Source organism: Streptomyces sp. NPDC058375, from assembly GCF_042723425.1.
GTDB classification, from domain to species: Bacteria; Actinomycetota; Actinomycetes; order Streptomycetales; family Streptomycetaceae; genus Streptomyces; species Streptomyces durocortorensis.
In genome coordinates this window covers 23,705-36,434 of sequence record NZ_JBHXJG010000044.1, presented here as the reverse complement: position 1 = coordinate 36,434, position 12,730 = coordinate 23,705, and the positions used below count along the sequence as shown (strand labels likewise).

The 12,730-nt window shown below is 73.4% G+C and carries 11 protein-coding genes and 1 pseudogene; 8 read left to right on the top strand and 4 right to left on the bottom strand.

The genetic code is table 11. The features are described 5' to 3' along the window. The first annotated feature begins 16 nt into the window (after nt 1–16). Entirely contained in the window at nt 17–517 is a 501-nt protein-coding gene (locus tag ACFWM7_RS10580) for a MarR family winged helix-turn-helix transcriptional regulator (RefSeq protein ID WP_383257787.1), read from the top strand. 142 nt (nt 518–659) lie between these two features. Next, on the top strand, nt 660–2,792 hold the full coding sequence (locus tag ACFWM7_RS10575) for an MMPL family transporter (protein WP_383257773.1): 2,133 nt from the start codon (nt 660–662) through the stop codon (nt 2,790–2,792). Here the strand turns inward: ACFWM7_RS10575 and ACFWM7_RS10570 are convergent. Both ACFWM7_RS10570 and ACFWM7_RS10565 read right to left on the bottom strand, forming a co-directional pair. After that, nucleotides 2,750–3,274: a hypothetical protein gene (locus ACFWM7_RS10570; protein WP_383257785.1), complete on the bottom strand. Its 525-nt coding sequence runs from the start codon at nt 3,272–3,274 to the stop codon at nt 2,750–2,752. The genes ACFWM7_RS10575 and ACFWM7_RS10570 overlap by 43 nt on opposite strands. Before the next feature lie 356 nt (nt 3,275–3,630). Further along, nucleotides 3,631–4,158 carry a DoxX family protein gene (locus ACFWM7_RS10565; RefSeq protein ID WP_383257771.1) on the bottom strand — a complete coding sequence of 176 codons (528 nt, stop codon included), beginning with the start codon at nt 4,156–4,158 and terminating at the stop codon, nt 3,631–3,633. 204 nt (nt 4,159–4,362) lie between these two features. Here ACFWM7_RS10565 and ACFWM7_RS10560 point away from each other — a divergent pair, with 204 nt between their 5' ends. Further along, entirely contained in the window at nt 4,363–6,378 is a 2,016-nt protein-coding gene (locus tag ACFWM7_RS10560; protein ID WP_383257770.1) for an FAD-dependent oxidoreductase, read from the top strand. Nucleotides 6,379–6,420: 42 nt separating this feature from the next. Continuing rightward, on the top strand, nt 6,421–6,951 hold the full coding sequence (locus tag ACFWM7_RS10555) for a PadR family transcriptional regulator (protein WP_383257767.1): 531 nt from the start codon (nt 6,421–6,423) through the stop codon (nt 6,949–6,951). 12 nt (nt 6,952–6,963) lie between these two features. Here the strand turns inward: ACFWM7_RS10555 and ACFWM7_RS10550 are convergent, their stop codons facing one another. Then, complete coding sequence (locus ACFWM7_RS10550) at nt 6,964–7,926, bottom strand: hypothetical protein (protein WP_383257765.1); 963 nt, start codon at nt 7,924–7,926, stop codon at nt 6,964–6,966. Next, nucleotides 7,923–8,921 carry a phosphatase PAP2 family protein gene (locus ACFWM7_RS10545; RefSeq protein ID WP_383257762.1) on the bottom strand — a complete coding sequence of 333 codons (999 nt, stop codon included), beginning with the start codon at nt 8,919–8,921 and terminating at the stop codon, nt 7,923–7,925. Before ACFWM7_RS10545 ends, ACFWM7_RS10550 begins: the two co-directional genes overlap by 4 nt. 163 nt (nt 8,922–9,084) lie before the next feature. Between ACFWM7_RS10545 and ACFWM7_RS10540 the strand changes: the two genes are divergently transcribed. From ACFWM7_RS10540 to ACFWM7_RS10525, 4 genes and pseudogenes are all read left to right on the top strand, one after another. Next, on the top strand, nt 9,085–9,714 hold the full coding sequence (locus ACFWM7_RS10540; protein WP_383257759.1) for a TetR/AcrR family transcriptional regulator: 630 nt from the start codon (nt 9,085–9,087) through the stop codon (nt 9,712–9,714). Nucleotides 9,715–9,935: 221 nt separating this feature from the next. Then, nucleotides 9,936–10,705: pseudogene (locus tag ACFWM7_RS10535) on the top strand (SDR family oxidoreductase). A gap of 66 nt (nt 10,706–10,771) precedes the next feature. Further along, nucleotides 10,772–11,785: an SPFH domain-containing protein gene (locus ACFWM7_RS10530; protein ID WP_383257782.1), complete on the top strand. Its 1,014-nt coding sequence runs from the start codon at nt 10,772–10,774 to the stop codon at nt 11,783–11,785. After that, nucleotides 11,782–12,681 carry a hypothetical protein gene (locus tag ACFWM7_RS10525; RefSeq protein WP_383257754.1) on the top strand — a complete coding sequence of 300 codons (900 nt, stop codon included), beginning with the start codon at nt 11,782–11,784 and terminating at the stop codon, nt 12,679–12,681. The genes ACFWM7_RS10530 and ACFWM7_RS10525 overlap by 4 nt, the downstream gene beginning before the upstream one ends. Nucleotides 12,682–12,730: the final 49 nt, after the last annotated feature.

Here is a 12,730-nt window from a genome sequence, read left to right as displayed (position 1 = left end):
TCTATACGCTGAAGGCGTGACCAGCGCCGAGGACCGATCGACCCGGAGCGGCGCCTCGGATGCCGAGGCACCGCTCGCCGACCTCCAGGCGTTCGCGGTCGAGCTGCGCAGGATGAACGGCGAGATCAACCGGATGACCCACGGCTTCGCGGTGAACCAGCAACTGCACCCCACCGACGTGAGCGCGCTCGGGGCCATCCTGGACGCCCCGGAGCCCCTGACGCCCGGGGCGCTGCGGGAGCATCTGGGCCTCACCTCCGGGGCGGTGACCGCCTGCCTGGACCGGCTGGAGCGGGCCGGGCACGTCCGCCGGGCGCGGGAGAGCGCCGACCGCCGGGTGGTGCACGTGTACTACGAGGCGAGCGCCCGCACGGTCGCCCGCGACTACTTCATGCCGCTGGCCGAGGCCACGGCACGGGCCAGGGCGCGCTTCAGCGAGGGCGAACTGACGACCGTCCTGCGCTTCCTCGCCGCGATGAACGAGGAGCTGGCCGAGGTTCCCCCGGCGCGTCGCTGAGTTTCCGCCCGCCCGGGTGCGTCCATGAGGGGACGGGCCGCCGGAACCACCCCCGTACGGATCTCCCGGGGAGCCGTCCCGTAATGTATTTCAACGATTGAGATTGTTTGCCGATGAGACATCTCCACCCCTCGGGAGAGACATGCCCACCCCTGCACGGTCGGTCCGCTGGCTGGTCCCCGTCGTCCTGCTGATCGCCTGGCTCGGCATCGGCGGGGGGCTCGGACCGTACGCCGGGAAGCTCGGCGAGGTCGCCACCAACGACCAGGCCGCCTTTCTGCCCCAGAACGCCGAGTCCACCCAAGTCATCGACGCCCAGAAGGCGTTCCAGCAGAACGAGACCCTGCCGGTCATCCTCGTCTGGACCTCGAAGGAGCGGGACGCCCCCGTGGGCGACGAGCAGCGGGAGGCCGCGACCGGCGCTCTCGCCTCGCTCGCCGGGAGCGAAGGCGTCGCCGGGAAACCCTCCCCCGCGCTGCCCTCCGAGGACGGCCTCGCGCTCCAGGGGATCGTGCAGCTGAGCCCGAATCTCGGGGACGAGCTGCCGACGGTGCTGGAGAAGGTCGAGAAGGCGGGCGCGTCCGTGTCCGGCACGACGGTCCAGCTCGCGGGACCTGCCGCCAGTCAGGCGGACCTGTCCGACGCCTTCGCGGGCATCGACGGGCTGCTGCTCGGGGTCGCCCTGATCACCGTGCTGGTCATTCTGCTGCTGGTCTACCGCAGTGTGCTGCTGCCCTTCGTCATCATCCTCGGTGCGGTGTTCGCCCTCGGCCTGGCCTGCGCGATCGTCTACGTCCTGGCCGACCACGACATCGTGCGCGTGGACGGTCAGGTGCAGGGCATCCTGTCGATCCTGGTGATCGGCGCGGCGACGGACTACGCGCTGCTGCTCACCGCCCGCTTCCGGGAGGAACTCGTCGTCCACGGCGACCGGTTCACCGCGATGCGCGTCGCGCTGCGCGAGTCCTTCGGCCCGATCACGGCGAGCGCCGCGACGGTGGCGGCGGGGCTGCTCGCCCTGCTGCTCAGCGACCTCACCAACAACCGGGCCCTCGGTCCGGTGGGCGCGATCGGCATCGTCTGCTCGGTCCTGAGCGCCCTCACCTTCCTGCCCGCCGCGCTGGTGCTGCTGGGCCGGGCCGCCTATTGGCCGGCAAAGCCCAAGCCGGCCGAGGACAAGGCGTCCGGCGGCCACGGCATCTGGCACAAGGTCGCGGCCCTCGTCGACCGGGCGCCCCGCAAGGTCTGGGCGATCACCCTGGCGGCCCTGATCGCCTGTGCCGCGTTCGCCCCGACGCTCACCTCGAAGGGCGTGCCGCTGGACGAGATCTTCGTCAACGACGCCCCGTCCGTGGCCGCCCAGGAGACGCTGAGCGAGCACTTCCCCGGCGGCTCCGGCAACCCGGCGGTGATCATCGCGGCGGCCGACCGGCTCCCCGAGGTCACCGAGGCCGCCGAACGCACCGACGGGGTGTCCTCGGTCGCGCCGGTGAGCGCGAGCGGGCGGCCGGGCGGCGAACCCCTGGTCGTCGACGGCAAGGTCCGCGTCGACGCGACGCTCAAGGACGCGGCGGACAGCGACGGGGCCAAGGAGACGGTGGCGGACCTGCGCACCGCGGTCCACGCGGTCCCCGGGTCGGACGCCCTGGTCGGCGGCTACACCGCACAGCAGTACGACACCCAGCGAACGGCGGAGGACGACCGCATGCTGATCGTGCCGGTGGTGCTGGCGATCATCCTGGTGATCCTGGTCTTCCTGCTGCGGTCGCTGCTGATGCCGGTGCTGCTGGTGGCGACCGTGGCGCTGAACTTCCTGGCCACGCTGGGGATTTCCTCGCTGGTCTTCACCCATGTGTTCGGCTTCAGCGGCACGGATTCGTCGGTTCCGCTGTACGGGTTCGTGTTCCTGGTCGCCCTGGGCGTCGACTACAACATCTTCCTGATGTCCCGGGTCCGCGAGGAGTCGCTGCGGCACGGCACCCGGGAGGGCATCCTGCGCGGGCTGACCACGACCGGCGGGGTGATCACCTCGGCGGGCGTCGTCCTGGCGGCCACCTTCGCGGCGCTGGGCGTGATCCCGCTGGCGTTCCTGCTCCAGATCGCGTTCATCGTGGCCTTCGGCGTCCTGCTGGACACGCTGGTCGTCCGGTCGCTGCTCGTCCCGGCGCTGGTACGGGACATCGGGCCGAAGGCGTGGTGGCCCGGGGCCCTGAGCCGGGGAGGATCGGACGGTCAGCGCCGCACGCCTACCGGGACCGGGTCCGGATCCCGGTAGGCGGCCAGCGCCCAGATGATGAAGATGTCCAGGGCGATGACGATCACCGACCACAGGGGCGCGTACGGCAGGAAGAGGAAGTGCGCGAAGAGGCTCAGGGAGGCGAAGAGGATGCCGGCCACGCGTGCCCAGCGCGCCCCCCTGAGCAGTGCGGCCCCGGTGACGGCCACGGCGATGCCGAGCACCAGGTGGATCCACCCCCAGCCGGTGAGGCTGATCCGGTAGAGGTACTCGCCGACGTCGCCGTAGACGTCGCCGTCGGCGAGGGCCGCGATGCCCTCCAGGGCCGCGACGACGCCCTGGCAGAGCATCAGGACTCCGGCCAGGAGCACTCCGCCGGTGACCCAGAGACTGCCCGGATCGGGCACCGGTGCGGGGGCGGCCGGGCCGTCGGCGCGCTGCCACGGGGTGTCTCCCTGACCGGGGCCGGGCCGGGGCCCCTGCCCGGGGCCGGACGGGGGCCGGCCGTCGGACCGGGACAGGTCGGGCGGGTCGGACGGCGACCGGACGTCGGGCGGAGGCGAGCCGGCCGGGCCGGACGGGTCAGCCGGGCCGGACGGGTCGGTGGATCGGGACTGGCCGGCCGGGCCGGACGAGTCGGCGGCCCGGGACGGGGCAGCCGCGCCGGACGGGCCGGAGGCCCGCGAGGGGTCCGCCGGGTCGGACAGGTCGGAGGCCCGCGACGGGGCAGCCGCGCCGGACGGATCGGAGGCCCGCGAGGGGTCGGCGGCCCGCGACGGGTCCGCAGCCCGCGACGGGTCAGCCGCGCCGGACGGGCCGGCGGACCGCGACGGGGCCTCAGCCCGCGGGTCCTCAGCCCGCGAGGGATCCTCGCTCATCAGGACTCCTCCCCCGCCCGCTCCGCCTGCCCCTTCGCCCGCCTGCCGACCACCGCGGCCGCCGCGGCCGCACTGCCCGCGAAGGCCAGCGCGACCATCCAGGGCCGGTCGAAGACATGGCACGTGGCGTGGTCCACGGAGTAGCGCCCGGGACCGGTCAGCCCGATGGCCGCAGCGGTGAAGCCGAGGAACGCCGGGTACTCGTAACCGCCGCCCTGGGCGAAGAAGCCCGCCGGGGCGTGCACGGCCACCGCGCCCGCCATCGCCCCGGCCGCCGCCGCGCCCGCCGCCGGGGTGGCCAGGCCCAGGGCCAGCAGCACACCGCCGCCCGCCTCACCGAGTCCGGCGGCCACGGCGCTGTGCTTGGGCGGGTGGAACCCCATCGCCTCCATCGCGGCCGTGGTGCCCTGGATGCCACCGCCGCCGAACCAGCCGGCCAGCTTCTGGCTGCCGTGGGCGGCGAGCACCGCGCCGGTGCCGACGCGCAGGGCGAGCAGACCGAGATCACGCCGGTTGACGCAGACCATGAGGACTCCCGGGGTGAGGGGGTTTCGGGTACGGCTCCCACTCTCGTCGGCGGGTGGCGGCCGGGCGCGGCCGAGTACGCCGTACGGGGCACGGACCGGGCGCCGCAAGGCCGGGGATGCGACGCAGATCATTGTGCAACTTGTTGCATAAGCGCTTGGCCGTGGTCTACAACTGTCCCGACGACCCTGTGCGGAGGAGACCTCATGAGCCTGTACCCGACCCTGCTGAGCCCGTTGGACCTCGGGTTCACCACCCTTCCCAACCGGGTGCTCATGGGATCGATGCACATCGGCCTGGAGGAGGCCGAGCGCGGTTTCGAGCGGATGGCGGCCTTCTACGCCGAGCGCGCCCGGGGCGGCGTCGGCCTGATGGTCACCGGCGGCATCGCCCCCAGCGAGCGGGCCTGTTCCTTCCCCGGCGGGGCGAAAATGACGACCGAGGCGGAGGCGGAGCAGCACCGGGAGATCACCTCGGCGGTGCACGAGGCCGGCGGCCGGATCGCGATGCAGATCCTGCACTTCGGCCGCTACGCGCACCACCCGGATCTGGTGGCCCCGAGCGCGATCCAGGCCCCGATCAGCGGTTTCGTCCCGAACGCGCTCACCGACGAGCAGGTCGAGGAGACCATCGAGGAGTTCGTCCGGGCGGCGGAGCTGGCGCGGTTCGCCGGGTACGACGGCGTCGAGATCATGGGCTCCGAGGGCTATCTGATCAACGAGTTCATCGTCTCCGCGACCAACCACCGCACCGACCGCTGGGGCGGCAGTTACGAGAACCGCATCCGGCTCCCCATCGAGATCGTGCGCCGGGTCCGGGAGCGGGTCGGCGGCGACTTCATCCTGATCTACCGGCTCTCCATGCTGGACCTGGTGCCGGGCGGCTCGACGCTGGAGGAGGTCGTGACGCTCGCGAAGGAAATCCAGGCAGCGGGCGCGACGATCATCAACACCGGCATCGGCTGGCACGAGGCACGGATCCCCACCATCGCCACCTCCGTCCCGCGCGGCGCGTTCAGCTGGGTGACCGAGAAGGTGCGCGGCGCGGTCTCCGTACCGCTGGTGACGAGCAACCGCATCAACACCCCCGAGGTCGCCGAGGAGATCCTCGCCTCCGGCCGGGCCGACATGGTCTCCATGGCGCGCCCCTTCCTGGCCGACCCGGAGTTCGTCGCGAAGGCGGCGGCGGGCCGGGCGGACGCGATCAACACCTGCATCGGCTGCAACCAGGCCTGCCTGGACCACATCTTCAGCCTCAAGATCACCTCCTGTCTGGTCAATCCGCGCGCCTGCCACGAGACCGAGCTGGTGCTCTCGCCCACCCGGACCCGTAAACGCGTCGCCGTGGTCGGCGCCGGCCCGGCGGGCCTCGCCTGCTCGGTGACGGCGGCCGAACGGGGGCACGCGGTCACCCTGTTCGACACGGCGGACGAGATCGGCGGACAGCTCAACGTGGCCCGCCGGGTGCCGGGCAAGGAGGAGTTCGACGAGACGCTGCGCTACTTCCGTACGCGGCTGGCGGAGCTGGACGTCGAGGTGCGGCTGTCCACCCGGGCCGACACCGCAACCCTGGACGGCTTCGACGAGATCGTGCTGGCCACCGGCGTCGAGCCGCGTACCCCCGCGATCCCCGGCACGGACCACCCGAACGTCGTGAGCTACCTGGACGTGCTGCGCGACGGGGCGCCGGTCGGCGACCGGGTCGCGATCGTCGGCGCGGGCGGCATCGGCTTCGACGTCGCGGAGTTCCTGACCGACGGCGGCGACGCGGCGAGCCTGGACGCGGACACGTTCTTCCGCCATTGGGGCGTGGACACGGCGTACGAGGACCGGGGCGGGCTTCGCGCCCCCGAGCGGCCCAAGTCGCCGCGCACGGTCCACCTGGTCCAGCGCAGGACCGCCAAGGTCGGCGCGGGCCTCGGCAAGACGACCGGCTGGATTCACCGCACCGAACTGCGCCACCGGGGCGTCGAGATGATCGCCGGGGCCTCGTACGACCTCATCGACGACGAGGGCCTCCATCTCACCGTCGACGGTGAGCGGCGCGTGCTGCCGGTCGACACGGTCGTGCTGTGCGCGGGCCAGGAACCGCGCCGCGAGCTGTACGAGGAGCTGAGCGCCGGCGCGGTCCCGGTCCACCTGATCGGCGGCGCGGACGTGGCGGCCGAGCTGGACGCGAAGCGGGCGATCCGCCAGGGCACGGAGCTGGCCGCGGCGCTGTGAACCCGCGTCCCGCCATGGTCCCCCGTCCTTAGGATGCACGTCATGTCACTGCCGCACGCGATTCTCACCGCTCTGCTGGAGAAGCCGTCCTCGGGTCTGGAACTGACCCGCAGGTTCGACCGGTCGATCGGCTACTTCTGGTCGTCGACGCACCAGCAGATCTATCGCGAGCTGGGAAAACTGGAGGAGGCCGGGCGGATCAGGGCGCTGCCCACGGCGGTGCCGGCCCGGGGGCAGAAGAAGCAGTACGAGGTGCTGCCCGCGGGCCGCGAGGAGCTGGCGGCCTGGGTGGCGCTCCCCGAGGATCCCCGGCCGGTCCGCGATCCGCTGCTGCTGCGGATGCGGGCAGCGGCGGTCGTCGGCGCGGACGGCATAGGGGCGGAGCTGCGCCGCCACCTGGCGCTGCACGAAGCCCAGCTGGCGGAGTACCGGGAGATCGAGGAGCGGAATTTCGCCCCCGCGCCGACGACCGACGAGGACCGGCTGCGGTATCTGGTGCTGCGGGGCGGCATCGACCTGGAGACGTTCTGGATCAGCTGGCTGACCCGGGCCATCGCCGACCTGGACGGCTGACCGTACGCACGCTCACGGGTGAGGCGCACCGCCCGCCGGTACGGCCACGGGTTCCGGGGCGGCCGCGAGGCGGGGGCTGCCGATGACGACCCGCGAGGGCACCGGATCCGCCGGCACGGGTGCCTCGGGCGCGTCACCCGGGTCCGTGTTCCGCGCCTGGGCCCGGCTGAGGAGGATCACCCCGCGCACGGCCGCCGCCGTCCCGAGGAGCGCGAGCACCAGGCTGACCGGCCCGCCCTGGAGGCGCTCGCCGAGCAGGGCCAGGCCGATCGCGGCGGCGGCGACCGGATTGGCGAGGGTGACCACGGCGAGCGGTGCGCCGAGCCCGCCCCGGTACGCGGTCTGGGACAGCAGCAGGCCACCCATCGCGAAGGCGGAGACCAGGAGCGCCACCGTCAGCAGCCGCCAGCTGAACAGCGGGCCGCCGGAGTGGTCGGTGACGGCGACGGTGAGGGTCTGGGTGAGCGCGGAGGCGACACCGGAGGTGATCCCGGACGCCGCCGCGTGCCGCAGCCCCGGCCGGGCCCCGGGCCGGCTGAGCCCGGCGACGACCGCCATGGTGGCCGCGCCCACACCGAGCGCCTCGGGCAGGCTGAGGGTCTCGTGCGGGGCGGAGCCGCCCGCGGTCAGGAGCAGGGCGCCGAGGCCGAGCAGGGTCAGCGCCGTTCCCCGCCACTCGACCCGGCCGACCCGGCGTCCGGCCGCACGCGCCCCGAGCGGGACGGCGACGACGAGCGTGAGCGCGCCGAGCGGCTGGACGAGGGTCAGCGGGCCGTAGTTGAGCGCGGCGACATGCAGCAGCGCGCCCGCGGCGTTGAGGCCGACCGCCGACCACCAGGCGCCCCGGCCCAGCATCCGCAGGACACCGGTGGCGGGGTCGGTACGCCCGGCGAGCCGGGACTGGGCGACGGCGGCGGCCGCGTAGGCCCCGGCGGAGACGAGGGAGAGCGCGACGGCGAGCAGGGTGGCGTTCATCGGGCGCCACCCACATGGGCCGCGGAGGTCTCTGGCTGCCCGCCGCCCACGGACGCCCCGGAGGGCACAGACACCCCAGAGGGCACAGGTATCTCGGAGGGCACAGGCACCCCCGAGGGGACAGGCCCCACACCACCGGCGTACGCCCCAGCGGGCACAGGCGCCTCGGCGGTCGCAGGCCCCACACGACCGGCGTACACAGGCACCGGAGCCCCTTCGCCGCTCCCCCACGCGCCCGGCCGGGGCAGCTGTACAGCGCCGCTCCGGGCGGGCACCGGCAGCCGGAACACGGCGAGAGCGACGGCGAGCAGCGCCACGACGACGATCGCGTCGAGCCAGTAGTGGTTGGCCGTGCCCACGACGACGAACAGGGTGAGCGCCGGGTGCAGCAGCCACAGCCGGCGCCACCGGGAGCGGGTGGCGGCGATCAGCCCGACCGCGACCATCACGGCCCAGCCGACGTGCAGCGAGGGCATCGCGGCGAACTGGTTCGCCATCGTGTCGGTCGCGGGCGTCTGTCCGTACACCGTGGGCCCGTAGACCTGTCCGGTGTCGACGAGTCCGGCGACCGGCAGCATCCGGGGCGGGGCCAGCGGGAACAGCAGGTGCAGCACCAGGGCGGCGGCGGTGAGCGCGGCGAGGACGCGGCGCGACCGGACGTAGTGGCGGGGGCGGCGCCAGTAGAGCCAGACCAGGAAGAGGGCCGTGGCCGGGAAGTGCACGGCGGCGTAGTAGGTGTTCGCTGCGTGAATCAGGGGCTGGCTGTGCAGCAGCAGCCCCTGGACGGCTCCCTCGCCGGGGAGGTGCAGGACACGTTCGAGGTCCCAGACGTTCCCCGCGTTGCGGAACGCCTCCTCGACATGGCCGTTGGCGGCCTGGCGGCCGAACTTGTAGGCCAGGAAGAGTCCGGCCACGAGAAGGAACTCGCGGACGAGGGGCGGTCGGGCACGTATGTCCGGCTCCTGGTCCGTGGGCTCGGTGCGGGCGAGTCTCACCCGTGCCCCCTTGGATGCGAAGCGGTAGCGGGACGGCCCGGTCGTATCGATCCACGCCGTATCGATACGCCAGTGTACCGATACGTCGGCGTATCGGTACACGCACGTATCGGTACACTGGCGTATCGAGAACCTCACCGCACCGCCGCTGGAGGTACAGCCCATGCCGTCGCCCGATTCCGCACCGGAGTCAGCACTCTCGTCCCCCCGTTCGAAGATCACACCGGAGCGGGCGCAGGAGCTGTACGCGGCGGTGCTGGAGCTGTTGCGGGAGAGCGGTTACGAGTCGCTGACGATGGAGGGCGTCGCCTCGCGCACCCGGTGCGGGAAGTCGACGCTCTACCGGCAGTGGGGCTCCAAGCCGGAGCTGGTCGTGGCCGCGCTGCACGGCACCCGGCGGATGCGGCTCCCGCACATCGACACCGGGACGCTGGCCGGGGACCTGCTGGAGGCCGCGCGGGCGATCGGCGAGGCCTCGGGGAGCGACACCCCGCTGATGCACGCCCTCAGCCATGCCGCACTCCAGAGCCCGGAGCTGCTGTGCGCGCTGCGTGAGGCGCTGATCCTGCCGGAGATCGCGGCGATCGACGCGATGGTCCGGCGGGGCCAGGAGCGCGGCGAGATCGCGGCGGACCTCCCGGGGGCCGAGTTCGTGGCGGCCCAGTTGCTCGGCGTGATGCGAGCCCGGCCGCTGCTGGAGGGGCGTTACGCCGACGCCGCGTATCTGACCCGGTTCGTGGAGATGGCGATCCTCCCGGGCCTCGGACTCACGGCGGGAGCGCCGGAGTCCTGACAGACGTGGACCGCCCGTCCCAGCGGATGGGGACGGTCCACCCGCGCCGCACCGTGGGGACGGGGGCGGCGCACCGCCCGGCCGGCCGGTGACCTCTGCGGAGGCCACCGGCCGCCCGCGTGTCCGCACCTATGGCGCGACCCGCCCCCCTCTATCGAACCTAACAAGCGCTTGGTAGCTTCTGACACAGGAGGGCCGACCTGGACGATCAGTTCTACGCGATGAACTTCACCGGACGGGCCGTGCTCGTCACCGGCGGCACCAGGGGCCTGGGGGCCGCGATCGCGCGGGCCTTCCTCGCAAGCGGCGCGGACGTGATGATCTGCGGACGCGGGACGCCCACCGCGCTGCCGTCGACGGGGGGACGCGAGGCCGCATTCCGGGCCGCCGACCTGCGGGATCCGGCGGCCACGGCGGATCTCGTCGCGGCCACCGCCGAGCGGTTCGGGCGGCTGGACGTGCTCGTGAACAACGCGGGGGGCTCCCCGGTCGCCGATGCGGCGACGGTCTCGCCACGCTTCGTGGAGAAGGTGGTCGCGCTCAACCTCCTCGCCCCCCTCCACACGGCCCAAGCGGCGAACCTGGTGATGCGGGAGCAGCCGGACGGCGGGAGCGTGATCAACATCGGCAGCGTCTCCGCCCACGACCCGCAGCCGGGCACCGCCGCCTACTCCGCGGCCAAGGCGGGTCTGCTCGGACTGACCCGGGCACTGGCTCTCGAATGGGCACCCCGGGTCAGGGTCAACCACATCACGGCGGGCCTCATCCGGACCGAGAACGTCACCGCGCTGTACGGGGAAGGCGTCGGGCCCGCGGTGACAGGCCTCGTCCCGATGGGGCGACTCGCGGAACCGGACGAGGTGGCGCGGGCCTGCCTCTGGCTGGCCTGCGGCCTCTCCTCGTACGTGAACGGTGCCGATCTCGCCGTGCACGGGGCGGCGAGATCCCGGCCAGGTACGCGGCCGCCCGACACCCCGAATCTCTTTATTAGTCACCTTGACTCTAATAACACCCACCCCTTATCGTCGTCATGACGAAATCTAAGGGGGTCCTCATCATGGCCGACATCACCCGGCGCTTCGGCTGGCGCCACCTGCGCTCCGCGCCCACCGCCCACATCCGCCACCACAGGCGCGGGCAGCTCGCCCACGACGGCCAGGGGCTCAGCTTCTGGTACCGGTCGCTGTCGGCGGCGCTGTCCGAAGTGCCGGTCGACGACCGGGAGCTGGCCATGGCGTTCCACGCCCGTACGGCGGACTTCCAGGACGTCACCGTGCAGGCCACCGTCACCTACCGGATCAGCGATCCGGCCGAGGCGGCGAACCGGCTCGACTTCTCGGTCGACCCGGACACCGGCAGTTGGCGCGGCGCACCCCTGGAGCAGATCGCCACCCTCCTCACCGAGACCGCGCAGCAGCACACGCTGGACGTGCTGGCCCGCACCCCGCTCGCGGCGGCCCTGGTGGACGGTGTCGCCTCCGTGCGCGAACGGGTCGCCACGGGACTCGCCGCCGAGCCCCGGCTCCCGGTCACCGGGATCGACGTGGTGGCCGTGCGCGTCGTCGCGATCCGCCCCGAGGCCGAGGTCGAGCGCGCCCTGCGCACCCCGGCTCGCGAGCAGATCCAGCAGGAGGCGGACCGGGCCACCTACGAGCGGCGGGCCGTGGCCGTCGAGCGCGAACGTGCCATCGCCGAGAACGAATTGGCCAGCCAGATCGAACTGGCCCGGCGCGAGGAGCAGTTGGTCGACCAGCGCGGCACGAACGCCCGCCGCGAGGCCGAGGAGAAGGCCGCGGCCGACGGCGTACGGACGGAGGCGGAGGCGGCCCGCAAGGTGCGCCTGGCCCGCGCGGAGGCCGAGGCGGCGCGCGAAACGGGCGCGGCCCGGGCCGAGGCGCAGGCCGCCTGGCTGCGGGTGCACGGCGAGGTCGCTCCGGCCACGCTGCACGCCCTGGCGGCGACCCGGCTGGCGGAGAACCTGCCGCGCATCGAGAGCCTCACCCTCTCCCCCGACGTCCTCACCGGGCTGCTCGCCAAGCTCGGCCGTCCGGAAGGCGGGGCGGGAGCGTGAGCCTGGCGCCGCGGGCGGTGATCGTCCACCGGCGGACGGAGTACGAGGAGCTGCTCGCCCGGCACGGGACGCACGGGCAGGCCGCGTTCTTCCTGTCCAGCCGGGGCCGCTCGATCGACGAGGTGGCCCGGCGCCACCACCGTACGCAGGAAGCACTGCGGGACGTGGCGGCGGCGGTGCCGCTGACCTGGCGCAGCTCCCGGGTGGAGCGGGCGGACCTGGACCGCTTCCTGTTCGCCCCGGAGGACGTGGTGGTCGTGGTCGGCCAGGACGGCCTTGTCGCCAACACCGCGAAGTACCTCACCGGGCAGCCGGTGGTGGGCATCGACACCGACCCGGGGCGCAACCCCGGCGTCCTGGTCCGCCACCGCCGTACCGACGCGGCGGCCCTGTTGCGCACCGCGACCGCCGCCGGGGGCCGGGCCGAGGAGCTGACGATGGTCGAGGCCGTCGCCGACGACACCCAGCGCCTTCTCGCCCTCAACGAGATCTACCTCGGACCGCCCGGCCACCAGACGGCCCGCTACCGCCTGGGCGACGACGGCGGGAGCACCCCCGGCGAGGCCCAGGCGTCCTCCGGGGTGCTGGTCGGCACCGGCACGGGCGCCACCGGCTGGCTCCGCTCACTGTGGCTGGAGCGCGGCAGCGCCCTGCCCCTGCCGGCGCCGTGCGACGCGCGCCTCCTGTGGTTCGTGCGCGAGGCCTGGCCCTCCCCGGCGACCGGCACGTCGAGGGTGGCGGGCGAACTGGGGCGGGGCCAGGGGCTGCGGCTGACCGTGGAGTCGGACCGGATCGTGGTCTTCGGGGACGGGATGGAGTCCGACGCGCTGGAGCTGACCTGGGGGCAGAGCGTACGGCTCGGCATCGCGGAGAGGTCGCTGCGCCTGGTGATCTGAGCACGCCCGGTCCGACCGCTTCGCTACGGTGATCCGTACGCGTCCCCCG